The following is a 25,633-nucleotide window of genomic DNA, read 5'->3' on the forward strand; positions in this document are numbered from 1 at the left end:
CCTGGCGGACCGAGGCGAGGGGCACGGGGACATGGGCGCGGAGCGCGCGGAGCACAGCCGAGGGGGCGCCGTCCTCGTGGCGGCGCTCACCGTGGACTCGGTCGGCAACGGGCTGTTCCTGCCCCTGTCGCTGGTCTACTTCCTGCGGCTGACCGACGTGCCGCTGGCGCTGCTCGGGGTGCTGCTCAGCGCCGCGACCGTGCTGACCCTCCCGGTGCCGCTCTGGGCGGGGGCGCTGGCGGACCGGGTGGGCGCCCTGCCGGTGGTCGTCGCCTCCCAGGTGCTCCAGGCGGCCGGCTACCTGGCGTACGCCTGGGTGCGGGGGCCGGTCGGCGTCTTCGCCGCGGCGGCGCTGGTCGCCGTCGGCGTGCGGTTCTTCTGGTCCACCGTCTTCACGGCCCTCGCCGACCACGCGGACGGCAGCCCCGGCGCCTGGACCCGGGACACCTGGTACGCGATCAGCAACGGCGCCCGTACGGCCGGGCTGGCGGTGGGCGGCCTGGCGACGGGGGTGGTGGTGGCCGACGGGCGGGCGGGCACCTACCGGGCGGTGGCGTACGCGGCGGCGGGCTGCTTCGCCCTCGCCGCGGTGCTCATCGCCGCGCGCGTGCGGACCCCGCCGCCCGCCGCACGCCCGGCCGGTCCGGGGCACGGGGGGTACGGCGCGCTGCTGCGCGACCGGCCGTTCCTCGCCCTCGTCGGCCTCAACACCGTCTTCGCGCTGACCAGCATGATGCTCGGCCTGGCGCTGCCCACGGTGATGCTCACGGACGCGCGGGGCCCGGCCTGGCTGACCTCCGCCGTCCTGGCCGGCAACGCGTTCCTCGTCGCCCTGCTCTCCGCGCCCGTGGGCACCCGGCTGCCGCGCCACCGCCGCACCCGGGTGATCGCGCTGGCGGCGCTGCTCTGGACGGCCTGGGGGCTCGCCATGGCCACCGTCGGCCCGGGGAGCATCGGCGTGGTGGTGGCGCTGCTGACGGCGACCACGCTGCTGTTCACCGTCGCGGAGCTGGTGCACGCGCCGGCGTCCGCCGCGCTGGCGGCGGCCGTCGCGCCGGACGCGACCCGGGGCCGCTACCTGGCGGCCTTCCAGTACTCCTTCGCCCTCGCCTCGATGGTCGCGCCGGCCTTCTTCGGCACCCTGTACGAGGTCGACACCGCCGCGCCCTGGCTGGTCCTGGCGCTGCTCAACGCCGTCGGCGGCGTCGGTGTCCTGCTGCTGGAGCGGGCGCTGCCGCCGGCCGCCCTGCGGCAGGCGGCGCCGACGCGTCCACGGTCCGCGCCCGACGTGCCCGCCCCGACGGGGTGACCACGGCCGGCGGCCCGGGCGGGCCCGCCGGCCGACGGGGTCAGGCCAGTGAGATCCGGTCCCCGGTGACCTTGATGTTCTTGGGGGCGAGCGGCTTCTTGGCCGGACCGCCCTTCACGGAGCCGTCCTCGATGGAGAACTTGCTGAAGTGGCAGGTGCAGTTGATGGTGCCGCCGTCGACGTTCGACACGGGGCAGCCCTGATGGGTGCAGATCGGGTCGAACGCCTTGAACTCGCCGGCGGTGGGCTGGGTGATCACCACGCCCTGCGCGGCGAAGACGGCCCCTCCGCCGACCGGGATGTCGGCGGTCCGGGCCAGCGACTGGGCGCCCTCGCGGTCGCCGCCGCCCGCGTCGCCGGTGCTGGGCACCGCCGGGCCGCCGCTGGTCGGGGCCGCGCCGTCGCCGGAGTCGTCGCTGCCGCAGGCGGCCAGGACCACCGCCGCGCCGACCGCTCCCGCGCCCGTGAGGAGCGCGCGTCGCGTTCGCGCCACCGGTCCGGTCAGCTCCTGATCGTCACTCATGCCTCGCCTCTCTCTCGGCTGCCGCCGCCCGGTCCTGATCCGCGGCCGTACCCGGATACACGGAACACTGTGCCCGACGGTTCACCCGACCGGCGACCGCGGGTCGCCGGGGCGGGCCGCGCGGCCCGCCCCGAAGATCCGCCGTGTGTCAGCGGGCCCCGGCCGGGACCTTGCGGGCGCGGGGCTTCGCGCCGTTGGCCTTGGCCGCCCGGGTGGTGGCCGCCACCGCGCCCTTGGCCTCGCCGCCGAGCTTGAGCACCTGCCGCAGGAACTGCCCGGTGTGGCTCTCGGCAACCTCCGCGACCTCCTCCGGGGTGCCGGTGGCGAGCACCGTGCCGCCCCGGTGACCGCCCTCGGGACCCATGTCGATCAGCCAGTCCGCCGATTTGATCACGTCGAGGTTGTGCTCGATCGTGATCACCGTGTTGCCCTTGTCGACGAGCCCCTCCAGCACCATCAGCAGCTTGCGGATGTCCTCGAAGTGCAGACCCGTGGTCGGCTCGTCGAGGACGTAGACCGTGCGGCCGGTGGAGCGCTTCTGCAGCTCCGAGGCGAGCTTGACCCGCTGGGCCTCGCCGCCGGAGAGGGTCGGCGCGGGCTGGCCGAGGCGGACGTAGCCGAGGCCGACGTCGACGAGCGTCTTGAGGTGGCGGTGGATGGCCGGGATGGCCGAGAAGAACTCGGCCGCCTCCTCGATCGGCATCTCCAGCACGTCCGAGACGGTCCTGCCCTTGTAGTGCACCTCGAGGGTCTCCCGGTTGTAGCGGGCGCCCTTGCAGACCTCGCACGGGACGTAGACGTCCGGCAGGAAGTTCATCTCGATCTTGATCGTGCCGTCGCCGGAGCACGCCTCGCAGCGACCGCCCTTGACGTTGAAGGAGAACCGGCCGGGGCCGTACCCCCGGACCTTGGCCTCGGTGGTCTCGGCGAAGAGCTTGCGGACGTGGTCCCAGACCCCGGTGTAGGTGGCCGGGTTGGACCGCGGCGTGCGGCCGATCGGCGACTGGTCCACGCCGACCACCTTGTCGACGTTCTCCAGACCGGAGACCCGGGTGTGCCGGCCGGGAACCAGCCGGGCGCCGTTGATCTGGTTGGCGAGCACCGCGTAGAGGATGTCGTTGACGAGCGTGGACTTGCCGGAGCCGCTGACCCCGGTCACGGCGATGAGCTGGCCGAGCGGGAACGAGACGGTGAGGTTGCGCAGGTTGTGCTCGCGGGCGCCGTGCACCACCAGTTCCCGGCCCGGGGTCTGCGGGCGGCGCCCCTGCGGGGTGGGGATCGACCGGCGGCCCGACAGGTAGGCCCCGGTGACCGACTCCGGGTTCTCCAGCAACGCCGGCACGGAGCCGCTGTGCACGATCTCGCCGCCGTGCTCGCCCGCGCCCGGACCGATGTCGACGATCCAGTCGGCGGTGCGGATGGTGTCCTCGTCGTGCTCGACCACGATCAGCGTGTTGCCCAGGCCACGCAACCGGACCAGGGTCTCGATCAGCCGGTGGTTGTCGCGCTGGTGCAGGCCGATCGACGGCTCGTCGAGCACGTAGAGCACGCCGACCAGGCCGGAGCCGATCTGGGTGGCCAGCCGGATGCGCTGTGCCTCGCCGCCGGAGAGGGTGCCGGCCGGGCGGTCCAGGGAGAGGTAGTCCAGGCCGACGTCCAGCAGGAACCTCAGCCGGGCGTTGATCTCCTTCAGCACCCGCTCGGCGATCATCTTCTGCCGGTCGGTCAGCTCGATGCCGGCGAGCAGCTCGGCGGCCTCGCCGACGGAGAGGTTGCAGACCTCGGCGATGCTCCTGCCGGCCAGGGTGACCGCGAGCACCTCGGGCTTGAGCCGGGCTCCGCCGCAGGCCGCGCAGGGCACGTCGCGCATGTAGCCCTCGTACTTCTCCCGCGACCACTCCGACTCGGTGTCGGTGTGCCGGCGCTCGATCCACTGCACCACGCCCTCGAAGCCGGTGTAGTAGGAACGCTCGCGGCCGAACTTGTTGCGGTAGCGCACGTGCACCTGGTCGTCGGAGCCGTGCAGGATCGTTTTCTGCGCCCGCGACGGCAGGGCCCGCCAGGGGGTGTCGACGTCGAAGTGCTGCGCCTCGCCGAGCGCCTCCAGCAGGCGCAGGAAGTATTCCAGGTTGTGCCCCGTCGACCAGGGCTGGATGGCGCCCTCGCGCAGGCTGCGCTCCGGGTCGGGGACGACCAGCTCGGGGTCGACCTCCTTCTTGGTGCCCAGGCCGGTGCACTCGGGGCACGCCCCGTACGGCGCGTTGAACGAGAAGACCCGGGGCTCCAGGTCCTCGATGGCGAGCGGGTGGTCGTTGGGGCAGGCCAGGTGCTCGGAGTAGCGCCGCTCGCGCTCCGGATCGCCCTCGGGCAGGTCGACGAAGTCGAGCAGGACCAGGCCGTTGGAGAGCCCCAGGGCGGCCTCGACGGAGTCGGTCAGCCGCTGCTTGGCGCTCGGCTTGACCGTGAGCCGGTCGATCACCACCTCGATGGTGTGCTTCTCCTGCTTCTTGAGCTTCGGCGGCTCGGTCAGCGGGTGCACCACGCCGTCGACCCGGGCCCGGGCGTAGCCCTTGGCCTGGAGCTCGGCGAAGAGGTCGACGTACTCGCCCTTGCGGCCGCGCACCACCGGCGCGAGCACCATGAACTTGGTGCCCTCGGCCATCGCCAGGACCCGGTCGACGATCTGCTGCGGGGTCTGCCGGGAGATCCGCTCGCCGCAGACGGGGCAGTGCGGCTCACCGATGCGGGCGAAGAGCAGCCGGAGGTAGTCGTAGACCTCGGTGATCGTGCCCACCGTCGAGCGCGGGTTGCGCGAGGTGGACTTCTGGTCGATGGAGACCGCCGGGCTCAGGCCCTCGATGAAGTCGACGTCCGGCTTGTCCATCTGGCCGAGGAACTGCCGCGCGTACGACGAGAGCGACTCGACGTACCGGCGCTGCCCCTCGGCGAAGATCGTGTCGAAGGCCAGGCTCGACTTGCCCGACCCGGAGAGGCCCGTGAACACGATCAGGGCGTCCCGAGGCAGGTCGAGACTGACGTCACGCAGATTGTGCTCGCGCGCGCCACGGATGATCAGTCGGTCGGCCACTGTCCGTGTACTCCCGGGTGAAGAAGATGAAGAGGAATTGTCCGCTCTGAGGCTGGTCTGAGCGATTGCCTGAGTGGTTGTGGGCGCACACAAAGGCGCCTCGGCAACTCTAGCCCCGAGGTACGACACTTTCCCTCGCCGGCACGTTCCCCCAGCTCAGCCGGTCCGCCGCCGCCCGCGCATCCGCCCACGGACACCCGGCCGGGTGCGCGCGAGGGGGCGACGAGGCGGTGCGGGCGGACCGACGACGTGCGGGCGGGACCGGTGGTGGCCGGTCCCGCCCGCACGCGCCCGCCGTCAGGGGCGGGCGGCCCGCCGCCGGCCGGAGCGCCAGCCGCCGCGCCGCTCCGCGGCCAGCCGCGTCTCCCGCCGCCGACTCTCGTACGCCACCTCGCGCTGCAACCGGCGCCAGCTCTCCCAGCGCCGCGCCGGCAGTTCGCCGGTCTCCAGCGCCTCCCGCACCGCGCAGGCGGGCTCCCCGTCGTGCCCGCAGTCGGCGTACCGGCAGCCGCCGGCCAGCTCGGCGATGTCGGCGAACGCCCGGTCCAGCCCCACCGAGCCGTCCAGCAGGCCCACCGCCCGTACCCCGGGGGTGTCCAGCACGGCGCCGCCGCCGGGCACCGGCAGCAACGCCCGCCAGGTGGTGGTGTGCCGGCCCTTGCCGTCGACGCGGCGGATCGCCTGGGTGGGCATCACCGTCGCCCCGGCCAGCGCGTTGACCAGGCTCGACTTGCCGGCGCCGGAGGGCCCGAGCAGGCCGAGCGTGCGCCCGGGGGTCACCTCCGCGCGCAGCGGGGCGAGCCCCGTGCCGCGCTCGGCGCTGACCGCCAGCACCGGCACCCCGGGGGCGACGCCGGCGAGCTGGCGCGCGACGGCCTCGGGGTCGGCCGCCAGATCGGCCTTGGTGAGCACGACCAGCGGCCGGGCGCCGGACTCGTGCGCCAGGGAGAGCAGCCGTTCGATGCGGCCCACGTCCGGCTCGGGGTGGACCGGCTCCACCACGGCGGCGGCGTCGAGGTTGGCGGCCAGCACCTGGCCGCTGGCGTCCTTGCCGGCGGTCCGCCGGACGAGGGCCGTGCGGCGCGGCAGCACCGCCTCCACGGTGACGTTGCGGTCGGGCCAGGTGCCCAGCAGCACCCAGTCGCCCACGCAGGGCAGCCGGGTCAGGTCGCGAGCGGCGGCGGCCAGGACCGCCCCGCCCAGGGTGGCGCGGACCGGGCCGTCCGCGCAGAGCACGGTGCAGACGCCGCGGTCCACCCGGGCCACCCGGCCCGGGCGGCGGCCGTCGCGTCGGGGTACGTGCGCCGCCCGGTCGGCGTCCCAGCCGAGGGCGGTCAGATCGATGGTCATGGCATCCTCATCGGTGTCGGAGCGGTTGACGCACGCGTGCTGCTACCGGCATGGTCACCACCTCCCCTGCCGTCCGGTGCCGCGTTCCACGCCGACGGTAGGACGCGCCGCAACGCGCCGAAAGCGATTTCCCCGGCGACGCGGGGTCGCCCGGCGGATAGGGTCGGTGGGTGACCATGGACCCGCTCCTGCTGACGGGCGAGGTGGAAGCGGCCACCGACCGCCTGCTGCGCACCGCGGCCACCTTCGACGGCGCGGGCCTCGCCGCCGCGTCGCTGCTGCCGGGCTGGACCCGGGGGCACGTCCTGACCCACCTGGCCCGCAACGCCGACGGTCTCGTCAACCTGCTCACCGCGGCCCGCACCGGCGAGCCGATCCCGATGTACGCCTCCGCCGCGGCCCGCGACGCCGACATCGAGGCCGGCGCCGCCCGTCCGCCCGCCGCCCAGCTGGACGACCTGCGCCGCTGCGCCGACCGGTTCACCGAGGCGGTCGCGGCGATGCCGGTCCAGGCGTGGGCGGCCACGGTTCAGACCCGGCGCGGCCCCTGGCCGGCGGCCATGCTGGTCTGGGGCCGGCTGCGCGAGATCGAGGTGCACCACGTGGACCTCGACGCCGGCTACCGGCCCTCCGACTGGTCCGAGGCGTTCGGCCACCGGCTGCTGCACGAGGTGGTCGACGGCCTCGCCCATCGCGCCGACGTGCCGCCGATGGTGCTGCGCTTCGACGGCAGCCGGCACGAACTCGTCCTCGGCGACCCGACCGCCGCGCCCACGATCGCCGGCGCCGCCCCCGAACTCGCCGCCTGGCTGATCGGCCGCGAACCCGGCGCCGTGCTGACCGTCACCCCCGACGGTCCCCTGCCGCAACCACCGGAATGGATATAGACAACGTCATGACCTACCGCGGAGACGTCACGCCCGGCGGTGCGCCGGCCGTACGCGAGCTCGACCGGCTCACCATCACGAAGATCTCGGTCGGCCCCATGGACAACAACGCCTACCTGCTGCGCTGCGCCGCCACCGGCGAGCAGGTGCTGATCGACGCCGCCAACGAGGCCCCCCGGCTGCTCGAACTGGTCGGCGACGCGGGACTGGCCACCGTGGTCACCACCCACCAGCACATGGACCACTGGGTGGCGCTGGAGGAGGTGGTCGCCAAGACCGGTGCCCGCCCGCTGGTGCACGCCGACGACGCGGCCGGGCTGCCGATCGAGGCCGAGACGGTAGCCGACGGGGACACCGTGCCGGTCGGCGAGTGCGCGCTGGAGGTCATCCACGTCAGGGGGCACACCCCCGGCTCGATCGCCCTGCTCTACCGGGACCCGGCCGGCACGCCGCACCTCTTCACCGGCGACAGCCTCTTCCCGGGCGGGGTCGGCAACACCGACAAGGACCCGGAGCGGTTCGCCGTACTCATCGACGACGTTGAGCGGCAGCTCTTCGAGCGGCTGCCCGACGAGACCTGGTTCTACCCCGGGCACGGCAAGGACTCGACGCTCGGCGCGGAGCGGCCGTCGCTGCCTCAGTGGCGGGCGCGCGGCTGGTAGTCGACCGCCGTCCCGACGCGGCCCGGGGCTCGCTGGCCCCGGGCCGCCGCGTTTCTGTCCGGGTGCGCAGGAACCAGGTGTCGCAGGGCGCTCCCGACGATGTGGTCGGGCACGCCGGATCGCGCCGCACAAGATCTTCGCCCGCGCTGCGCCAGTGGCGCGACTGCGGCCGGCGAACGTCAGCGGGGCCGGGCGCGATCCGCGCCCGGCCCCGCTCCCCCGTCGACTCCCCCCCGGGCCCCGTCCCCCCGCTCCGATGCCGGTCAGGCCCCCGTGACCGCGCGCAGGCGGCGCCGCGTGCCCATCGCCACCGCGCCCGCCAGCACCAGGCCCACCCCCATGGTGACCAGCATCGGGCTGGACTCCCCCGGCAGCAGCCCGGCCAGCGACCGCGAGGCCGCGCCCAGCGCCAGGTAGAGACCGGCCCAGGCCGCCGCGCCGGCCGTCGCGCAGCCGAGGAAACGCGGGTACGACATCCGCAGCCCGCCCGCCGCCAGCGGCAGCAGCGCGTTGAACACCGGCAGGAACGGCGCCACCAGCACCATCCGGCCGCCCCCGCGCCGCAGGATGCCCTCCGCCGCCGCCCAGCGCGCCTCGCCGACCCAGTCGCCGAAGCGGCTGCGTCGCAGCCGGTCGCCGTACCGGCGGCCGGCGAGGAAGCTCAGCGACCAGCCGGCGAGGCAGCCGGCCACCACGGCGGCGAAGGTGGCGGCTCCGCTCGTCGGGCCGCCGGCCCCCGTGGCGGCCAGGATCGCCACGTCGCCGGGGACGAAGACCCCGAGCAGCGGTACGGCGTCGAAGAGCATCACCACCCCGAGCACCCCCATGAGCAGGGAGGTGGGGAGTTCTCCGACCTGGACCAGCCAATCCGCCATGCCCCGTACGCTATGGCCGCGCGGCCACCCGGGGCATCGGGTCAGTTCCCCCACCACCCCCTGGTATCCGGCTCGGGGTCGACCCTGAGAGCCCTGCTCACCGGGGGCGCAGCACCTGCACCCGGCGCACCGACGAGTCGACGGAGGGCTCCGTGGTCGGCACGGGATAGCTCGCCACAGCCGCCAGCACGTCCGGCGGCAGGTGTCCCCGCCCCGGGTCGCCGACCAGCACGTCGGCACCCGCCGCGGCGGCGCGTCGCAGGAAGGGCAGCACCCGTGCCGCCATCGCCGGGTCGTAGAGGACGTCCCCGGCCACCAGCAGGTCCACCCCGTCGAGGTCGGAGTCCAGCAGGTCGCCGCCGGTGGAGGCGATCGTCACCCCGTTGGCCCGGGCGTTGACGGTGGCCGCGGCGACCGCGTACGGGTCGATGTCGTTGGCGACCACCCGCTCGGCCCCCGCGAGTGCCGCGGCGATCGCCACCAGGCCGGACCCGGCGGCGAGGTCGAGCACCCGGCGGCCGGCCACGAGTTCGGGGTGGTCCAGCAGGTGCCGGGCGAGGGCCTGGCCGCCGGCCCAGACCGAGGCCCAGTACGGCGGGGGCAGGGCGTGCCCGGCGTACGCCTCCATCCGGGCCCACCAGACGATGGCGTCCTCGGCCAGGTGCAGCCGGACCTCGGGGACGAACGGGATCGCCACCAGCCGGAGCCGGTCCAGCCCGCCGCCCGGAGCGTCGATCTCCCGCTCCAGTTCGGTCAGCGCGTCGGCTGTGGCACCTCTCACCGGCGCAAGCATGCCCCAGGGAACGGAACCGCGCGCCGCTTTCGCACACCGGAGCCGAGAGTTCAACTCGCCCCCTGCGGCACTTCGGCCAGCGAATCCGGGTTCGGCCAGTTACTCTCGGGGTAGCACCGGGCGATCATCGGTCGAAGACCGCGGGTCACCCGCTTTGGAACAGGGAGAGATGCATGGCAACCGGCACGGTTAAGTGGTTCAACTCGGAAAAGGGCTTCGGCTTCATCGAGCAGGATGGCGGAGGGCCGGACGTGTTCGTCCACTACTCGGCCATCGCGTCGAGCGGTTACCGGGAGCTGAACGAGGGCCAGAAGGTCGAGTTCGAGGTGACCCAGGGTCAGAAGGGTCCGCAGGCGGACAACGTCCGCCCGCTGTAGATCCGTGCCGGTGGCGGCGGCCGGTGACCGGCCGCCGCCGCAGCGCGCTCACGGCAGCTTCGGCGCGACGGGCATGTCCCGTCGTCGCCGTAGCGGCCCGATCAGCAGAATCGCCGGGGTGAGGGCCAACCAGCCCGTCATCACCGCTGTCGCCGTGCCGGCCCCGTGGGCCGCACCGACGGCCCCGGCCAGCACCGCCGCCAGCGGGATCGTCCCGTAGTTGAGCATCTGCATGCTCACCGTGACCCGGCCCAGCAGGTGGTGCGGAGTGTAGGTCTGCCGGAAGCTGCCCTTGAGCACGTTCCCGACGGCCACCCCGAGACTGACCAGCATCCCGCCGATCGCGGGCAGGGCGAGTCGGCCACCGGGCCCGGCGAGCGGGATCAGCAGCGCCGGCGGTCCGGTGAGGGCCGCCGCCAGGAGCATGGCCCGTGCGGTGCCGAGGCGACGGCCGAGCGTGGTGGCCAGCAGCGCGCCGACGATGCCGCCGAGACTCATCGCGGCGACCAACGCGCCCACCGGGGCCGGCGCGAGTCGCGCCTCCCGGACGAGGAAGACCACCAGGACGGCCTGGTATCCGATCAGCCCGACGTTGCTGGCCGCCCCGAAGGCGGTGAGCACCCGCAGGTACGGGTCGCGGGCCACGAACCGGATTCCCTCCGCCATCTCCCGCCGCAGCGATCGGGAGCGCCCGGCGCGCCCGGGCCGTCGCTCGACGGTGCGGATGCGCAGCAGGCACGCGGCGGAGAACAGGAAGCTCAGCGCGTCGAGCAGCAGCGCGGTGACGGCGCCGGCGGCCTGGGCGACCACGCCCGCCACTCCGGGGCCGAGCACGTAGCTCGCGGTCTGGGTGGCCTGGAGCTTGGCGTTGCCCTCCGGCACCTGCTCCGGGCGCAGCAGCACGGGCAGGTAGACCTGGTCGGCGGTCTCGAAGAAGACCCGGGCCAGGCCGGCGCCGAACGCCACCACCAGCAGCTGGGTCACGGTCAGCACGCCGAACGCGGCGGCGGCGGGGACGCTGAGGAACAGCAGCGCGCAGGCCACGTCGCAGGCGATCATCAGGGGTCGGCGCGGCAGCCGGTCCACCCAGGCGCCGGCGGGCAGGCCGACGAGCAGCCACGGCAGCCAGGCGGCGGCGGTGAGCACGGCGACGCCGAAGGTGCTGGCGTCGAGCACGGTCACCGCGACCAGGGGCAGCGCCACGGCGGTGACGTTGCTGCCGACGGCGCTGGAGGTCTGGGCGGCCCAGAGCAGTCGGAAGTCCCGGTGCCGCAGCAGCCCGCCCCGGGGCGTCGCCGTGGGCCGACCGCAGGAGGGTGACCCGGGGTCGACGGCCGGGCCGCGCGCGGCGGCCGGTGCGGGCGCCGTGGGGTCGGCGCTACGGGTCGGTGGTGTGGCGCGGGCGGGCGGCGTCACGGCGCGGCCGGGATCCCGTAGGCGAACAGGAAGACCGGCTCGCGTTTCCGCCCGTCGTCGGGCACGTCCCGGTCGCCCCACCGGGCGAGCAGCTCGTGCAACTCGCCGGCCAGCTGGGCGAGTTCGGCGTCGGTCAGGTGCAGCCAGCGGTCGGTGGAGAAGGGGCCCCGCGGCCAGGCCGCCTGGCTGGCCTCGTCGGTGGCGTGCCAGGCCCGGGCGAGGGCGACGTGCCGGTCGAGGTTGAGCGAGGTGGCGGCGTCGGCGACGGCGCGGGCGGCGGGGTCGTCGTCGAAGTCCGACTGGGACCAGCGCACGCCGCGACTGACCAGGCGCCACCACCGCTCCCGCCGGTCCCGGGCCAGCTCGGGCGCCTGCTCGACCAGTTCGGCGCCGGCCAGCACCTTGACGTGGTGGCTGACGTTGGCCGGCGCCTGGCCGGTCCGCTCGGCGAGCAGGCCGACGGTCGACGGTCCGTACACCTTGAGCACGTCCATCAACCGGCGGCGCAGTGGATGGGACAGCGCGGCGAGCACCCGGGAGTCGGTCACCTGGCGCACGTCGGGGTTCGTCATGCCGCCCAGGATGACGCCGACAACGATGATTGCGCAACGGTTATTGCACAATCATCGTTGTCGACCTGGTCGGGGTCAGGCCGCCAGGCGCCGACCGAGTTCGTCGGCGACCTGCCGGGCCATGGTGGTCGGGATCGCCGCGGCGATCTTCTCGGGGGTGAGCGAGGCGAGGACCCCCGTCACGATCGCCTGCTCGTCGGCGGGTTCCTTGACGGACAGGATTCTGAGCTGGGCGGTCAGCACGTCCAGGCGCTGCATCGCATAGTCCAGCTTCGCCACCAGGCTGTTGCTGGCCGGGGCGGGGCCGCCGGCGTCCGGGTCGACGCTGCGTCCCATGCTCGACCCGCCGAAGAACATGCCGGTGTACATGCTGTTGATCTTGCTCTCTGCTTCGGCGCTCATGTCGTCCTCCAGGAGTCCGATGGTGGTCAGGTAGCGGCGGAACAGGGGGGTCTGGTCCCGGTTCGCCTTGGTCGAGTCGCGGAAGAAGCTGAAGTGGGTGTGCCACAGGTGGGAGTTGTCCCCACTGGTCCGCTTGTTCAGGCGGTCCCACCGCCGGACGACCCTGCCGTCCGGGGAGTAGATGATCTCCCGGATGTCGCGGCTGTCCGAGGTGCCGGCGACGCACTGCGCCACGCACCAGGTGGAGAAGCTGTGCAGGTTGTGCGTACGACCGCCGGCGCTGACCTCGAAGAGGCCGACGTCGAGCGCGGCCGCGTCGAGGGTGAGGCCGGCGGTGTCCCGGGGCGACTCGACGACCGAGTAGTCCCGGGTCACCACGCGGTCCGAGCCGCAGTGGTAGCCGCCCCGGTGGGCGGGGTCACCCACGATGCCGACCTCCGCGGGTTCGAGGTCCTGGCCGCGGGAGGTGTGGGGGTCGACGTTCAGGTGATCGAGTAGCAGACGGCGGACGGTCAGCAGGTTTTCCGGTGCCCTCGTCATGGGGCTCCCCTTTGTGGATGGTCAGGGGGCCGGGCACAGCAGTGACACCGCGTAGGCGGCGTACGGGTTTACGCGCGGGCCCGACCGAGTGGTGCACAACGTCGGGCATTGACCCAACCATAACCATGCAAAAACATGAATGGCCAGCTCAGCGCGGTTATTTTTGGTCTGACGGAAGCTGCGCCACATGCGACATGATCGGCAGCAGCACTGCGGACGGATACCGCGGTTCGTGCAGGATCTCCCGCCACCCCGCACGGAGCGTGATCGCGGTGCCGAGCGGCTCTCCGGTGCCGGGGTTGCGCGCGTAGCGCGGGTGCGCGCCACCGGAGAGCTGTACCCGCAGCCGGCGCCCCGGCGCGAACCGGTGCGCGGTGGGCCAGAGCTCCACGGGCACCCGCACCACGCCCGCCGCGTCGGCGGGAAACCGTTCGGGCGTGACCCGGACCAGCCCGTCGCAGACGTTCCAGGACCGCCCGCGCGGGTCCACGTCGCACAGTCGCACGAAGACGTCCAGGTGGGGCAGTTCGCTGCGCAGGTGGATCTCGGCGCGTACCGGGCCGACCACCTCGACGGGCGCGTCGAGCGGGGAGCTGGTGAAGGTGAGCACGTCGGGCCGGGCCTCGACCGGACGGTTGTCGACCGGCCCGGCCCGCTGGGCGACGAGCAGGGGGCCGCCGAGCGAGGGCGTCGGATCGGCCGGGTCGTAGTGGCACCGGTCCGGCGCCGACGGGACCGGCGGGTCGGTGCCCAGGCCGCCGGCGGGGTGCAGGTGCCAGGGCGTCGGCGCCGACGGGGGCGGCCAGTCCGGCAGGTCCCGCCAGCCGCCGCCGGCGCCGCCGACGTGCACCCGTACCGGCGACCCGGAGCGGGCACCGGCCGGGGCCGGCCCCCGCCCCCGCCGGTGTGGCTGGGGCGGGTCGCCGGCGAGGTGCTCGGCGAGATGGTCCAGCCCGTCGCGCAGGGCGGCGACGAGGAGCCCCGGGCTGCCGTGGGTCCAGGGGCCGATGATCAGCCGGGGGTGGGCGCCGGCCGCGCGCAGCGCCGCGAAGTCTCGCAGCTGGGCCGGGAGGAAGATGTCGTACCAGCCGCTCACCATCACCACCGGCGCACGCACCTCGGCGATCCGGTCACCGAAGACCCGGGTGCGCCAGTAGTCGGCGTCGGGGGTGTGGTGGCGCAGCCACTCCTGGAAGAACGGGACCGTGACGCCGGTGGCCACCCGGTCCGCCTCGGCCAGCGGCAGGTGGGCCAGCGCCGCCAGCAGCCGGGGTTGGCCCCGCTTGAGCTCCCACTGCCGGGCCAGCCAGGGCACGGTCTGCGCCTGGAGCAGCTCGGCCCAGGTCAGCACGGTGTCCAGGGCGAACGACTCCCCCGCGTACGTCGAGTCGCGGGTGCCCGAGGCGGTCGCCACCGCGACCATCGCCCGCAGCTCCTGCCCCGCGTCGGAGGCGACGGCCCACTGCACGAAGCCCTGGTAGCTGGCGCCGAACATGCCGAACCGGCCGGACCACCAGGGCTGGCGGCGCAGCCAGTCGAGGGTGTCCAGGCCGTCCTCGCGCTCGTGCGCCAGCGGGTCGAACGTGCCGCCCGAGCCGAACGTGCCGCGGCAGGACTGGATCACCACGTGGAAGCCGCGTCCGGCGGCGAGCAGGCCGAGCAGCCGCATCGGTCCGCCCCGCCCGTACGGGGTGCGGATCAGCACGGTGGGCGCCCCGGGCAGGTCCGGCGCGTAGTGGTCGGTACGCAGGGACACGCCGTCGCGGACCCGCACCGGGACGCCCCGGGTGAGGGTGACCCGGCGGGTGCGCGGCGGCGGCAACCGCAGCACGGCGGTGGCGAGGCGGGTGGCCAGCCGGTCCAGCACGACGTCAGCCGCTCGCCCGCCGGGCCGGGTCGTCGCGGGCGGCGCGCACCGCGTCCCGGTGCTCCCCCATCGAGGTGGTCATCGCGGCCATGAAGCGGTGCACCACCTCCAGTTCCTCGTCGGTGAAGCCCGACATGACCTGGTCGGTGCGTCGGCCCAGGGGCTGGAAGAAGTCCTTGGCCAGGGCGGCGCCCCGCTCGGCGTAGCGCAGGAAGACCTTGCGCCGGTCGGCGGTGTCGCGGTCGCGGCGGATGTGTCCGCCGCGCTCCAGCCGGTCGACGAGGGCGGTGACCGAGCCGGAGGAGAGGTTGAGCTGCTCGCCGAGGCGCCCGGGGGTGATCGGCTGGCCGAACAGCTCGGCGTCCATCACCGCGATCAACGCCTGCAGGTCGGTGGCGTTGAGCCCGTGCAGGCCGGCGAAGGCGTGCCCGATGTGCTGGGCGTCGACCGAGTAGCGCCGCAGCTCGGCCGAGATCTCGGCGACCAGCCGCTGGCGGTGCGTGTCGCGCGGTCGGTACATGCCGTGGCCTGTCACGTGGGTCGCGTCTCCCGTCGTCCGTTCCGGTTGCAGCATAGCTCAGCAGTCGATAATCTCGTTTATCGAGATACTCGGCCTCCGGCAAATTCATCGGTCGAGGTTCTCTCGCACGCCCAGTTGGAACCGCCGAGAGACCGTGAGGGCAACCGAATGTCAGTGTTCACCCGTGTGGCGGGCGGGCGGCTCGCCGCGTGGCTCACCGTGGTCGCCGCGATCGTCTTCGGCGCGGCCGTCTTCGGCCTGCCCAAGCCCGACAACCCGGCACCGGTGTCGTCGACGGGCCTCTCCGCGGAGTGGCAGTCGACCCAGGTCGAGCGCCTCCAGGACCAGCTGCCCTCCCGCGACGTCCAGCCCGCCATCATCGTGGTGAGCCGCGACGACGGCGGCCCGCTCACCGAGGCCGACCGCGCGGAGCTCACCGGCCGCGCCGGCGAGCTGGGCCGGTTCGCCGTCGGCGGCCGGGTCAGCCCGCCGCAGGTCTCCCCCGACGGCACCGTCGCGCTCGTCGCCGTGCCCCTCTCCACCGCCGGCGGCCAGGACGAGGTGGCGGGCCGCGTCGACGAGCTGCGCGCCTCCCTGGACGACGTGCCGGCCGCGCTCTCCGCGGAGGTGACCGGCGGGGCCGCCTTCGCCACCGACCTGACCAAGGTCTTCGACGGCGCCGACACCACGCTGCTCGCGGTCACCGCCGCCGTCGTGGCGCTGCTGCTGCTCGTCACCTACCGCAGCCCGTTCCTGTGGATCGTGCCGCTCGTCGTGGTCGCCGCGACGGAGCAGCTCACGCTGCGTGCCCTCGACACGGTCGTCCCCGCGTTCGGCATCAACCTGCCCGGCGGCGCCGTCACCGGCATCGCCAGCGTCCTCGTCTTCGGCGCCGCCACCGACTACGCGCTGCTGCTCATCGCCCGCTACCGCGAGGAGCTGCGCCGCGAGGAGGACCGGTTCGTGGCGATGCGCGCCGCGCTGCGCCGCACCGCCGAGCCGATCCTCGCCAGCGGCGGCACCGTCGTCCTCGGCGTGCTGACCCTGCTGCTGTCCGAGCAGGAACTCAACCGCGCCCTCGCGGTCGCCTGCGCGACGGGCGTCGTCCTCGCCATGTTGTCGGCGCTGTTCGTCCTCCCGGCGGCGCTGGTGATCCTCGGTCGCGGCCTGTTCTGGCCGTTCGTGCCCCGGGTCGGCGGGGCGGTCCGCGAGGGCCGGCTCTGGGGCCGCCTGGGCGCCGCCGTCGAGCGTCGTCCCGTGCCGGTCGCGCTGCTCGCGACGCTGCTGCTCGCCGGGCTCGCGCTCGGCGGCCTCGGCATCCGCACGGGCCTGTCGGAGACCGAGCAGTTCCGGGTCAAGCCGGAGGCGGTCGCCGGCGCGGAGACCCTCGCGCGGTCCTTCCCCGCCGGCACCACCCAGCCGGTCGCCGTGCTGACCACGCCCTCGGCGGTGCGGGCCGTCACCGAGGCCGCCGCGGCCGTGCCGGGCGTCGCGTCCGCGCGGCCGGGCGAGGCGGGCGAGCGGGTCGCCCAGGTCGACGTCGTACTGGAGGCGGAGCCGGGCACCACCGCGGCGAACCGGGCCGTCGAGGCCCTGCGGGACGCGGTCGTGACGGTTCCCGGCTCCGCCCCACCGGCGGTGCAGGGTGCCCCCGCCTTCGACGGCGCGGTGGTGGGCGGCGAGGTCGCGGCCACCTACGACGAGAACGAGGCCAACGGCAGGGACCTGCGGCTGATCCTGCCGATCATCCTGCTGCTCGTCGCCGCCGTCCTGGTGCTGCTGCTGCGCGGCCTGGTGGCCCCGGTGCTGCTGGTGCTCACCGTGATCGCGTCGTTCTTCGCCAGCATCGGCGCGTCGTGGCTGCTCTTCGACCACGTGCTCGACATGCCGGCGCTCGACAGCGGCGTGCTGCTGCTCGCCTTCGTGTTCCTGGTGGCGCTCGGCGTGGACTACAACATCTTCCTCGTGACCCGGGCCCGCGAGGACGCGCGCCGCGCCGGCACGCGGGACGGGATGCTCTCCGCCCTGCGGGTCACCGGCGGCGTCATCACCAGCGCCGGCATCCTGCTCGCCGCGGTCTTCGCCGTCCTCGGCGTGCTGCCGCTGATCCTGCTCACCCAGATCGGGATCATCGTCTGCATCGGTGTGCTGCTGGACACCCTGCTCGTCCGGACGGTGCTGGTGCCGGCGCTCGCGTTCACCCTCGGCGACCGGTTCTGGTGGCCGGGCCGGATCGCGCGGGAGCCCGCCGCCGGCGGGGGCGACGACGCGGCGGGACGCGAACCGGTGGTCAGCCGGGACTGACCGGTCCGCGGGAACGGGGCCGTGCCGGTGTGCTCGCGGCCCCGTTCCCGTCGGCGGCGGCCGCCACCGGCCCGTCGGCGGCGGCCCCCTTGCCCGATGCCTTGTCGCGGGTGGCCCAGGCGACCACGAACAGCACCGTCCAGGCGACCCCGAGCAGCACCGCCGTGGCGCTGCCGCTGGCGGTGCTCAGCCCCAGGTAGAGCCGGGCGCCGACGATGCCGACCACCCCGGCCGCCGCCGTGGTCCACGCGGCCACCGCCACCGGCCAGCGCGTCCCCCGCGACGAGAGCCAGGCCAGCGTGCAGAGGCTGGCCGCCACCACGGCGTTCTGCGTCGGGAAGAGCGCGGCGTGCCGGCCGCCCGCCGTCGGCCCGGCCAGGTCGACCACGACGGCGAGCACCACCAGCGGCAGGAACGCCCCGACCGTGCCGACCACGCTGAGCAGGTCCGCCCGCCAGGGCCGGTTGCGCCAGGCGAGCACCGCGGCCACGACGGCCACCAGCACGATCAGCGCCGACCCGCGCAGCGCCGAGACCACCGCGAGCGTGACCTCGACCGCCCCGGGCGTACGCCGGTCGGCGAACCAGTCGGCGATCGCGCCGTCGAGCACCGCCAGCCCGCTGTGCCGGACCACCGCGGCGAGCACCCAGGCGATGGCGAAGCCGGCCGCGAAGAGCAGCAGCAGGCCGGCGACCAGGTTGATCAGCAGCGTCCACGCCGGCCCGACGTGCATGGTGAGCAGGAAGAACAGCACCCCGTACCGGCCGGTGAGCCAGCGCACCGGCGGCAGCCCGGCGGCCCGCGACGCCAGCGCGCGCACCGGATCGGGGTTGCGGCCCAGCCAGCGCCCCGCCAGCACCACCGCGACCAGCGCCGCCACCAGCACCAGCACCGCCCCGGTGGCCCGCCCGAGGAGCCGGGAGACCGTCCGGTACGACTCGCCGGCGAGGTAGCCGACGAGCACCGAGCCACCCACCCAGCTCACCACCCCGGCCAGGTTCCACGGCGCGAACCGCCGGTACGGCATCCCGCCCGCCCCGGCCAGCCGGGGCACCAGGGTGCGGGCGAAGGCCACCCAGCGGGCGGTGAACACCCCGCGCCCGCCCAGCCGGCCGAGCATCGCGTCGGCCCTGCTCCACCGCGCGTGCCCCACCCGGGTGCCCAGCCGACCGGCGCGCAGCCGCGGCCCGTACCGCCGGCCCGCCCGGTACGCCAGTGTGTCGCCGATCACTGCTGCAAGGATCATCACCAGCAGCGCCGGCACGAGCCGCAGCGTCCCCGCGTACGCTAGGAAGCCGACCAGCAACAGGGTCGCCTCGCCCGGCACCAGCAGACCGAAGATCACAGCGGTCTCCCCCGCGACGATCATCGCGGCGATCACATAGATCAGCAGGGGCGGCAGACCCTGCAGCGAGGTCAGCAGGTCGTGCATCGGGCCCCCATTCCCACGGGGGTCAGCATGCCAGGCGCTGAAACGGTCGGAACATCAGTTTCGGCAGAGATCCGGGTCATTCGCGGGGAGACCCCGACGCGTGCCCCGGCAACCGCAGACAGGAGTATGGAGGGTATGCAGCTTCGCACCGACCTCCGCAACGTCGCCATCATCGCCCACGTCGACCACGGCAAGACGACCCTGGTCGACGCCATGTTGCGGCAGGCCGGCGCCTACGGCGCCCGCGGCGAGGTAACCGAACGGGTCATGGACTCGATGGACCTCGAACGGGAAAAGGGCATCACCATCCTGGCCAAGAACACCGGCGTGCGGTACCTGCCGGCCGACGGCTCCGACCCGGTGACCATCAACATCATCGACACCCCCGGCCACGCCGACTTCGGTGGCGAGGTGGAGCGCGGCCTGACCATGGTCGACGGCGTGGTGCTGCTGGTCGACGCCAGCGAGGGCCCGCTGCCGCAGACCCGGTTCGTGCTCCGCAAGGCGCTCAAGGCGCGGATGCCGATCATCCTGGTGATCAACAAGGTGGACCGCCCCGACGCCCGGATCAAGGAGGTCGTGGACGACACCTACGAGCTCTTCCTCGACCTGGACGCCGACGAGGAACAGATCGACTTCCCGATCGTCTACGCCTGCGCCCGCGACGGCATCGCCTCGCTGACCCAGCCCGCCGACGGCGCGGTCCCCGACGACAGCAACAGCCTCGAACCGCTGTTCCGGACCCTGCTCGACACCATCCCGCCGCCCGCGTACGAGGAGGGCGCGCCCCTTCAGGCGCACGTCACCAACCTCGACGCCTCCCCGTTCCTCGGCCGGCTGGCGCTGTGCCGGGTCCGGCAGGGCACCATCAGCAAGGGCCAGACCGTGGCCTGGTGCCGCACCGACGGCAACACCCAGCGGGTACGCATCTCCGAGCTGCTGATGACCGAGGGCCTGGAGCGCAAGCCGGCCGACTCGGCCGGGCCGGGCGACATCATCGCCGTCGCCGGCATCCCCGAGATCATGATCGGTGAGACCCTGGCCGACGCGGAGGACCCGCGCCCCCTGCCGCTGATCACCGTCGACGAGCCGGCCATCTCGATGACCATCGGCACCAACACCTCGCCGCTGGTCGGCCGGGTCAAGGGCGCCAAGGTCACCGCCCGGATGGTCAAGGACCGGCTCGACAAGGAGCTGGTGGGCAACGTGTCGTTGCGGGTGCTGCCCACCGAGCGCCCCGACGCGTGGGAGGTGCAGGGCCGTGGCGAGCTGGCGCTGGCCATCCTCGTCGAGCAGATGCGCCGCGAGTCCTTCGAGCTGACCGTCGGCAAGCCGCAGGTCGTCACCAAGGAGATCGACGGCAAGACCTGCGAGCCGGTCGAGCGGCTCACCATCGACGCCCCGGAGGAGTACCTCGGCGCGATCACCCAGCTACTGGCGACCCGCAAGGGCCGGATGGAGCAGCTGGTCAACCACGGCACCGGCTGGATCCGGATGGAGTGGCTGGTCCCGGCCCGGGGCCTGATCGGCTTCCGTACCGAGTTCCTCACCGACACCCGGGGCACCGGCATCCTGCACCACGTCTTCGAGTCGTACGAGCCGTGGTTCGGCGAGCTGCGCACCCGCAACAACGGTTCCCTCGTCGCGGACCGGGCCGGCGCGGTCACGTCGTTCGCGATGATCAACCTTCAGGAGCGCGGCCAGCTCTTCGTCGAGCCGACCACCGAGGTGTACGAGGGCATGATCGTCGGGGAGAACTCCCGCTCCGACGACATGGACGTCAACATCACCAAGGAGAAGAAGCTCACCAACATGCGCGCGTCGACCTCCGACGAGACCGAGAAGCTGATCCCGCCGCGCAAGCTGTCGCTGGAGCAGGCCCTCGAGTTCTGCCGCGAGGACGAGTGCGTCGAGGTCACCCCGGCCGCGATCCGGATCCGCAAGGTGGTGCTCGACCAGACCATCCGTGGCCGGGCCGCCGCCCGCCGCAAGCACGCCGGCTGACGTACGACCGCAGCCGCCCCCGGAGCCCGGACCGCACCGCACGGTCCGGGCTCCGCCTGTTCCGGCCCCGCGACAGCGGTCAGGCGGGGCGGACGGCGAGGAAGGCGAACAGGTCGGGCACCGGGCCGGAGCCGGCCTCGGCCGTGCGGACCAGGGTCAGGCCGGCGTCGGTGACCGCGTTGAGCAGGTCGGCCAGCGGCACGTGCCAGGCGCCGACGCGCACCCGCACCCCGTGCGGCGTCCAGGCCCGGAAGCTGCGCTCCCGCTCGGCGTAGCCGCCGTCGATCACGATCCGCCGCGGGTCGGAGCGGTCGGCGAACGCCCCGGTGAAGCACGGGTGCACTCCGACGTGGACGAACCGCCCGCCCGGCGCGAGCACTCGCGCGGCCTCGGCGATCACCGCCGCGTAGTCGGGCACGTCGGTGTGCGCCAGCACGCACGCCACCGCCGGCACCGAGGCGTCGGCCACCGGCAGCGCCACCGCGTCGGCACGGGCCGCCGGCAGGCGCGGGCGGGCGTGCCGCAGCTGCCCGGCGGACAGGTCGACCCCGACCGGGTCCCAGCCCAGCCGGCGCAGCTCCGCCGCCTGGAGCCCGGTGCCGCAGCACAGGTCGAGGCAGCGGCCGGGGCCCGGCCCGAGCAGGTCGCCAAGCCGAGCGCGGACCCGCGTCATGTAGTCGCTGGACGTGTCGGTGGCGAACGCCTCGTACCAGTCGGCGTGCGCGTCGTAGGCGGCAACCGTCATCCCCGCACGGTACGACCGATCGCCCCGGCCCGCCGCCCCGTCGACGATCCGCTACGGTCAGCCGCATGACCTGGGACGAGCTCGACGCCCATCTGGACGGGGTGCCCGGCACCGTGTCGGCGTACGTGGGGCGGGTCGGCGCGGCCCCCACCTGGACCCGGCACGCCGACGCGACCCACTACGCGGCCAGCACCATGAAGGCCGCGGTGCTCGTCGCGCTGCACCGCGCCGCCGAGGCCGGCACCCTCGACCTCGACGCCCCGGTGCCGGTGGGCAACGAGTTCGACTCGGCGCTGCCCGGCGCCCCCCGGTTCTCCTGCGCCCGGCACTACGACAACGACGAGGCGGTCTGGGAACGCGTCGGCGGCGACGCGCCGCTTCGCTGGCTCGCCCACCGGATGATCGTCCGCTCCAGCAACCTCGCCACCAACCTCGTCATGGGCCACGTCGGGCTGCCGGCGGTGGCGCGGGTGTGGGACCTCGCCGGCGCCCGGCACAGCGTCACCGGCCGGGGCATCGAGGACTTCGCCGCCCGCGAGGCGGGCGTCACCAACCTCGTCACCGCCGCCGACCTGGCCGCCCTGCTCGGTGCCCTGGCCCACGGCGCGGGCACCCCCGGCCCGCTCGCCTCGCCGGCCGGCTGCGCCGCCATGCTGGACGTGCTGTGCGCCCAGGAGCACCGCGAGGACCTCGCCGCCGGGCTGCCCGAGGGCACCCGCATCGCGCACAAGAACGGCTGGGTGCGGGGCGTACGGCACGGCGCCGGGGTGGTCTTCCCCGACGACGCGCCGCCGTACTCGATCGTCGTCTGCACCACCACCGACCTCGCCGACGGCGGCCCCACGGGCGAGGAGGAGGACGACGCCTGCCGGTTGATCGCGCGGGTCTCCGCCGCTGCCTGGGCGGCCCGGCGGGACCTGTGAACCCGCCGGCGCCGCCCGGCACGCGCCGGTGCCCGGCCCGTCACTCCAGCAGGTTGGTCCGCAGCGCCGCCAGCACCTCGTCGGTCACGCCGAGCCCGTCGCGCAGGTACGCCCCGAACGACCCGTGCACCCGGCGCACCTCCGCGTACGCCGCGTCCAGGTACTCCTCGCGCACCTCCAGCACCGGGCGCACCGCCGCCACGTCCAACGCCGGCTGCCGGCGCCGCATCGCCTCCAGCAGCACCTCCCGCAGGCTCTCGGAGAGCCGGTTGTTCGCCAGGTAGTCCTCCCGGATCGCGGCCTCGTCCACGCCGAGCGCGCTGAGCAGCAACACCGTCAACCAACCGGTGCGGTCCTTCCCCGCCGTGCAGTGGTAGACCAACGGCAGGTTCTCCGCCTCGGCCGCCAGCCGTACGGCCGCGCTGAAGCTCGCCCGCGCCGACTCCCCCGTGACGAACCACCGGTAGATCGCTGCCATCGCCGCCGGCGTGCCCTGCTCCGCCAGGGCCGCGTACACCCCCGGGTCGTGCCCCAGCAGCACCGCCGAGACGTACGTGAACACCGGGTGCTCGGCGTCGTGCACCGGCAGGTGCACCACCCGCGTCCCCGGGGGCAGCCGGTCCGGCGGGCCGAGCGTCATCTCCGACCGGTCCCGCAGGTCGACCACACAGGCCGGACCCAGCTTGGCCAGCACCGGCAGGTCCTCGTCGGTCAGCCGGCCCAGCGCCGGGGTGCGGATCAGCACCCCCGGGCGCACCCGCCGGCCGTCGAGGCCGACCAGGCCGCCGAGCTCCCGCGCGTTGGGCGCGCCCACCAGTTCCCAGTCCCGCTCGCTCATGCCCACACTCCACTGCGCTCCGTGCCGGCGCGCCGCACCGCCCGGCACCCGATGATCCGGTCGCTCCGCCGCCTCATTGCCGGCCTCCCCTGCACTCGCCGCTGTCCGTATAGGGTGCCGCACATGACGATCGCCGCGGTACGCACCCACCGGCTCTCCGCCCCCTTACACACCCCGTTCGTCACGGCGCTACGCCGCACCACCACCGTGGAGACCCTGGTGGTGGAGCTGGTGGACGCCGACGGCCGGTCCGGCTACGGCGAGGCGCCGCAGGTGTGGCAGGTGACGGGGGCCTCCGTCGCCGGCTCCGAGGCGTGCGTACGCGAACTGATCGGCCCGGCCGTCGTGGGCCGCGACGCCGACGACCTGGTGGCACGCTGCAACCAGGTGCAGCGGGTCGTGGTCGGCAACGAGGCGGCCAAGGCAGCCGTCGACGTCGCGCTGCACGACCTGGCGGCGCGGCGGCTCGGCGTACCGCTGGTGCGGCTGCTCGGGGGCACCGCCCTGCGCGTGGCCACGGACGTCACGCTCGCGGCGGGCGACGCGGTGGACCTGGCGGCGGCGGCCCGGCAGCGGCAGGCGGAGGGCTTCGGCGTGCTCAAGCTGAAGGTGGGCACCGACGCCGCCGGCGACCTGGCCCGGGTCCGGGCCGTGCGCTCCGCCGTCGGCGACGGGGTGCGCATCCGGCTCGACGCCAACCAGGGGTGGACTCCCCGCGAGGCCGTCCGCGTCATCCGCGGCGTCGAGGACGCCGGGCTGGACGTGGAGCTGGTGGAGCAGCCCGTCGCCCGCTGGGACCTGGACGGGCTGGCCTGGGTCAGCGACCGGGTCGACGTGCCGATCCTCGCCGACGAGTCGGTCTTCGGCGCGCGCGACCTGGTCGAGGTGATCCGCCGCCGGGCCGCCGACATGGTCAACGTCAAGCTCGCCAAGTGCGGCGGCCTGTACCCCGCCCGCACCCTGCTCGACCTGGCCGCCGCGCACGGCCTGGGCACCGTCGTCGGGTCGATGATGGAGAGCCAGGTCGGCATCGGCGCCGCCGCCAGCCTGGCCGCCGCCCACGGCACCACCGCCGTCGCCGACCTGGACGCCGCCTGGTGGCTGGCCTGGTCGCCGGTGCGCGGCGGCCTGCGCTACGACGGGGCGAGCGTCGTGCTGCCCGACGCGCCGGGACTCGGCGTGACCTCCGTGACTGAAGCAAAGATGCAGGCGCGTGGTTGATGGTTGACGAAAACTTTCATAGGGTGCCGGGACGGACGGCGTGAACTGGGAGGTGGGCGTGGAGCTGCAACCGGGCCAGGAGGCCGTGGTCCGGGTCGCCGTCGCGACCCTCTGGACCTCACCCGAGGCCGTACGGCCCGTCGACCGTCCCGCCCTCGCCGGGCGTACCGACATCGCCGCCTGGATCTCGGGGATGGACACCGACCAGCAGGTCGGCGACTGCGTGCTGAGTCAGCTGCTGCTCGGTGAGCGGGTGCTCGTCACCGAGCTGCGACCGGACGGCTGGGCGCACGTGGTGGCACTCGAACAGCGCGCCCCCCTGCTGCACCCGCGCGGCTACCCCGGCTGGCTCCCCGCCGAGCAGCTCGTGCCGGCCGCCGACACCACCGAGACCACCGCCGCCCCGCTGGTGGTGGACGCCACCGTCACCGCGCTGCGCGACGCGCCGGGCGGCGCCGAGGTGCTCCCCGGCGTCGTCCTCGGCACCCGGCTGACCCCGGCCGGCCCGGCCACCGACGGCTGGCAGCCGGTCCACGCGCCCGGCCACGCCGACCCGCTCTGGCTGCCCGGCCGCGACGCGGTGCCGGTGCCGGAGACGCCCCCGTCGGCCGGCGAGGTGCTGGCCGTCGCCCAGCGGCTGCTCGACGTCGTCTACATCTGGGGCGGGGTGTCGGCGTACGGCATCGACTGCTCCGGCCTGGTCCACCTGGCCTGGCGTCGGCTCGGCGTGCTGCTGCCGCGTGACGCCAGCGACCAGGCGACGGCGACGACGCCCGTGCCACTGGGCGCGGAGCGCCCCGGCGACCTCTACTTCTTCGCCCGGCCCGGGCGCCGGATCCACCACATCGGCATCGTCACCGCCGACCCGCGCCCCGGCGACGACCGTCGGATGCTGCACGCCTGCTACGTGCGGCGCCGGGTGCTGGAGGAGCGACTGCCCGACGAGCGCACCGCCACCCTGGTCGGCGCGCACCGGGTCTGACCC

Annotated in this window: 22 protein-coding genes; 9 read left to right on the forward strand and 13 right to left on the reverse strand. The window is 74.4% G+C overall.

What is annotated here, in order from left to right; all coding sequences use genetic code 11:
- Window positions 1-31: 31 nt before the first annotated feature.
- On the forward strand, window positions 32-1,309 hold the full coding sequence (locus V6V16_RS11565) for an MFS transporter (RefSeq protein WP_334561980.1): 1,278 nt from the start codon (window positions 32-34) through the stop codon (window positions 1,307-1,309).
- Window positions 1,310-1,349: 40 nt separating this feature from the next.
- Here the strand turns inward: V6V16_RS11565 and V6V16_RS11570 are convergent, their stop codons facing one another.
- The 3 genes from V6V16_RS11570 to rsgA all read right to left on the reverse strand — a co-directional run bounded on the left by V6V16_RS11570 (window position 1,350) and on the right by rsgA (window position 6,270).
- On the reverse strand, window positions 1,350-1,832 hold the full coding sequence (locus V6V16_RS11570; RefSeq protein ID WP_334561981.1) for a Rieske (2Fe-2S) protein: 483 nt from the start codon (window positions 1,830-1,832) through the stop codon (window positions 1,350-1,352).
- A gap of 148 nt (window positions 1,833-1,980) precedes the next feature.
- Window positions 1,981-4,920, reverse strand: coding sequence for an excinuclease ABC subunit UvrA (uvrA, locus tag V6V16_RS11575; protein ID WP_334561982.1), 2,940 nt, complete (start codon window positions 4,918-4,920; stop codon window positions 1,981-1,983).
- Window positions 4,921-5,217: 297 nt separating this feature from the next.
- The gene (rsgA, locus tag V6V16_RS11580) at window positions 5,218-6,270 is read right to left on the reverse strand and encodes a ribosome small subunit-dependent GTPase A (protein WP_334561983.1); all 1,053 of its coding nucleotides are present in this window, start codon (window positions 6,268-6,270) and stop codon (window positions 5,218-5,220) included.
- 170 nt (window positions 6,271-6,440) lie between these two features.
- On the opposite strand from rsgA, the gene V6V16_RS11585 reads away from it, so the two are divergent.
- Both V6V16_RS11585 and V6V16_RS11590 read left to right on the forward strand, forming a co-directional pair.
- Entirely contained in the window at window positions 6,441-7,157 is a 717-nt protein-coding gene (locus tag V6V16_RS11585; RefSeq protein WP_334561984.1) for a maleylpyruvate isomerase family mycothiol-dependent enzyme, read from the forward strand.
- Between the two features lie 8 nt (window positions 7,158-7,165).
- Window positions 7,166-7,819: an MBL fold metallo-hydrolase gene (locus V6V16_RS11590; protein ID WP_334561985.1), complete on the forward strand. Its 654-nt coding sequence runs from the start codon at window positions 7,166-7,168 to the stop codon at window positions 7,817-7,819.
- A gap of 263 nt (window positions 7,820-8,082) precedes the next feature.
- Here the strand turns inward: V6V16_RS11590 and V6V16_RS11595 are convergent, their stop codons facing one another.
- Together V6V16_RS11595 and V6V16_RS11600 are read right to left on the reverse strand one after the other, a co-directional pair.
- Complete coding sequence (locus V6V16_RS11595) at window positions 8,083-8,694, reverse strand: DedA family protein (protein WP_334561986.1); 612 nt, start codon at window positions 8,692-8,694, stop codon at window positions 8,083-8,085.
- A gap of 97 nt (window positions 8,695-8,791) precedes the next feature.
- Window positions 8,792-9,487: a class I SAM-dependent methyltransferase gene (locus V6V16_RS11600; protein ID WP_334561987.1), complete on the reverse strand. Its 696-nt coding sequence runs from the start codon at window positions 9,485-9,487 to the stop codon at window positions 8,792-8,794.
- Window positions 9,488-9,660: 173 nt separating this feature from the next.
- On the opposite strand from V6V16_RS11600, the gene V6V16_RS11605 reads away from it, so the two are divergent.
- Window positions 9,661-9,864 (forward strand): cold-shock protein, encoded by a 204-nt coding sequence (locus V6V16_RS11605; protein ID WP_088961229.1) that lies wholly within the window; start codon window positions 9,661-9,663, stop codon window positions 9,862-9,864.
- A gap of 48 nt (window positions 9,865-9,912) precedes the next feature.
- Here V6V16_RS11605 and V6V16_RS11610 read toward each other — a convergent pair whose 3' ends face one another.
- The 5 genes from V6V16_RS11610 to V6V16_RS11630 all read right to left on the reverse strand — a co-directional run bounded on the left by V6V16_RS11610 (window position 9,913) and on the right by V6V16_RS11630 (window position 15,181).
- A complete protein-coding gene (locus V6V16_RS11610; RefSeq protein WP_334561988.1) occupies window positions 9,913-11,280 on the reverse strand; it encodes an MFS transporter in 1,368 nt (455 codons plus the stop codon).
- On the reverse strand, window positions 11,277-11,852 hold the full coding sequence (locus V6V16_RS11615; protein WP_334561989.1) for an ArsR/SmtB family transcription factor: 576 nt from the start codon (window positions 11,850-11,852) through the stop codon (window positions 11,277-11,279). Before V6V16_RS11615 ends, V6V16_RS11610 begins: the two co-directional genes overlap by 4 nt.
- A 75-nt stretch (window positions 11,853-11,927) precedes the next feature.
- A complete protein-coding gene (locus tag V6V16_RS11620) occupies window positions 11,928-12,794 on the reverse strand; it encodes a hypothetical protein (protein WP_334561990.1) in 867 nt (288 codons plus the stop codon).
- Window positions 12,795-12,951: 157 nt separating this feature from the next.
- Entirely contained in the window at window positions 12,952-14,661 is a 1,710-nt protein-coding gene (locus tag V6V16_RS11625) for a CocE/NonD family hydrolase (protein WP_334561991.1), read from the reverse strand.
- Window positions 14,662-14,665: 4 nt separating this feature from the next.
- The gene (locus V6V16_RS11630; RefSeq protein WP_334561992.1) at window positions 14,666-15,181 is read right to left on the reverse strand and encodes a MarR family winged helix-turn-helix transcriptional regulator; all 516 of its coding nucleotides are present in this window, start codon (window positions 15,179-15,181) and stop codon (window positions 14,666-14,668) included.
- A gap of 168 nt (window positions 15,182-15,349) precedes the next feature.
- Between V6V16_RS11630 and V6V16_RS11635 the strand changes: the two genes are divergently transcribed.
- Window positions 15,350-17,485, forward strand: a complete 2,136-nt coding sequence (locus V6V16_RS11635) for an MMPL family transporter (protein ID WP_334561993.1) — start codon at window positions 15,350-15,352, stop codon at window positions 17,483-17,485.
- On the opposite strand, the gene V6V16_RS11640 is transcribed toward V6V16_RS11635, so the two are convergent.
- Entirely contained in the window at window positions 17,472-18,917 is a 1,446-nt protein-coding gene (locus tag V6V16_RS11640; protein WP_334561994.1) for a DedA family protein, read from the reverse strand. The two genes, V6V16_RS11635 and V6V16_RS11640, sit on opposite strands and share 14 nt — an antisense overlap.
- Before the next feature lie 135 nt (window positions 18,918-19,052).
- Between V6V16_RS11640 and typA the strand changes: the two genes are divergently transcribed.
- Window positions 19,053-20,921: a translational GTPase TypA gene (gene typA, locus V6V16_RS11645; protein WP_334561995.1), complete on the forward strand. Its 1,869-nt coding sequence runs from the start codon at window positions 19,053-19,055 to the stop codon at window positions 20,919-20,921.
- A 79-nt stretch (window positions 20,922-21,000) separates the two neighbouring features.
- Here the strand turns inward: typA and V6V16_RS11650 are convergent, their stop codons facing one another.
- Window positions 21,001-21,666 (reverse strand): class I SAM-dependent methyltransferase, encoded by a 666-nt coding sequence (locus tag V6V16_RS11650; protein ID WP_334561996.1) that lies wholly within the window; start codon window positions 21,664-21,666, stop codon window positions 21,001-21,003.
- Between the two features lie 65 nt (window positions 21,667-21,731).
- Here V6V16_RS11650 and V6V16_RS11655 point away from each other — a divergent pair, with 65 nt between their 5' ends.
- On the forward strand, window positions 21,732-22,589 hold the full coding sequence (locus tag V6V16_RS11655) for a serine hydrolase (protein WP_334561997.1): 858 nt from the start codon (window positions 21,732-21,734) through the stop codon (window positions 22,587-22,589).
- A 40-nt stretch (window positions 22,590-22,629) separates the two neighbouring features.
- On the opposite strand, the gene V6V16_RS11660 is transcribed toward V6V16_RS11655, so the two are convergent.
- Window positions 22,630-23,427, reverse strand: coding sequence for a tyrosine-protein phosphatase (locus tag V6V16_RS11660; protein ID WP_334561998.1), 798 nt, complete (start codon window positions 23,425-23,427; stop codon window positions 22,630-22,632).
- 123 nt (window positions 23,428-23,550) lie between these two features.
- Between V6V16_RS11660 and V6V16_RS11665 the strand changes: the two genes are divergently transcribed.
- Window positions 23,551-24,648: a mandelate racemase/muconate lactonizing enzyme family protein gene (locus V6V16_RS11665; protein ID WP_334561999.1), complete on the forward strand. Its 1,098-nt coding sequence runs from the start codon at window positions 23,551-23,553 to the stop codon at window positions 24,646-24,648.
- 40 nt (window positions 24,649-24,688) lie between these two features.
- Window positions 24,689-25,630, forward strand: coding sequence for a C40 family peptidase (locus tag V6V16_RS11670; RefSeq protein WP_334562000.1), 942 nt, complete (start codon window positions 24,689-24,691; stop codon window positions 25,628-25,630).
- The last annotated feature ends 3 nt before the right edge of the window (window positions 25,631-25,633 follow it).

It is taken from the genome of Micromonospora sp. CPCC 205561 (assembly GCF_036906775.1).
Classification (GTDB): Bacteria; Actinomycetota; Actinomycetes; order Mycobacteriales; family Micromonosporaceae; genus Micromonospora.

Coding starts and splice junctions, on each gene's coding strand:
- V6V16_RS11565 (WP_334561980.1), top strand. CDS start 32: ATGGGCGCGGAGCGCGCGGAGCACAGCCGAGGGGGCGCCGTCCTCGTG.
- V6V16_RS11570 (WP_334561981.1), bottom strand. CDS start 1,832: ATGAGTGACGATCAGGAGCTGACCGGACCGGTGGCGCGAACGCGACGC.
- rsgA (WP_334561983.1), bottom strand. CDS start 6,270: ATGACCATCGATCTGACCGCCCTCGGCTGGGACGCCGACCGGGCGGCG.
- V6V16_RS11590 (WP_334561985.1), top strand. CDS start 7,166: ATGACCTACCGCGGAGACGTCACGCCCGGCGGTGCGCCGGCCGTACGC.
- V6V16_RS11595 (WP_334561986.1), bottom strand. CDS start 8,694: ATGGCGGATTGGCTGGTCCAGGTCGGAGAACTCCCCACCTCCCTGCTC.
- V6V16_RS11600 (WP_334561987.1), bottom strand. CDS start 9,487: ATGCTTGCGCCGGTGAGAGGTGCCACAGCCGACGCGCTGACCGAACTG.
- V6V16_RS11605 (WP_088961229.1), top strand. CDS start 9,661: ATGGCAACCGGCACGGTTAAGTGGTTCAACTCGGAAAAGGGCTTCGGC.
- V6V16_RS11615 (WP_334561989.1), bottom strand. CDS start 11,852: ATGACGAACCCCGACGTGCGCCAGGTGACCGACTCCCGGGTGCTCGCC.
- V6V16_RS11620 (WP_334561990.1), bottom strand. CDS start 12,794: ATGACGAGGGCACCGGAAAACCTGCTGACCGTCCGCCGTCTGCTACTC.
- V6V16_RS11630 (WP_334561992.1), bottom strand. CDS start 15,181: ATGTACCGACCGCGCGACACGCACCGCCAGCGGCTGGTCGCCGAGATC.
- V6V16_RS11635 (WP_334561993.1), top strand. CDS start 15,350: ATGTCAGTGTTCACCCGTGTGGCGGGCGGGCGGCTCGCCGCGTGGCTC.
- V6V16_RS11640 (WP_334561994.1), bottom strand. CDS start 18,917: ATGCACGACCTGCTGACCTCGCTGCAGGGTCTGCCGCCCCTGCTGATC.
- typA (WP_334561995.1), top strand. CDS start 19,053: ATGCAGCTTCGCACCGACCTCCGCAACGTCGCCATCATCGCCCACGTC.
- V6V16_RS11650 (WP_334561996.1), bottom strand. CDS start 21,666: ATGACGGTTGCCGCCTACGACGCGCACGCCGACTGGTACGAGGCGTTC.
- V6V16_RS11655 (WP_334561997.1), top strand. CDS start 21,732: ATGACCTGGGACGAGCTCGACGCCCATCTGGACGGGGTGCCCGGCACC.
- V6V16_RS11660 (WP_334561998.1), bottom strand. CDS start 23,427: ATGAGCGAGCGGGACTGGGAACTGGTGGGCGCGCCCAACGCGCGGGAG.
- V6V16_RS11665 (WP_334561999.1), top strand. CDS start 23,551: ATGACGATCGCCGCGGTACGCACCCACCGGCTCTCCGCCCCCTTACAC.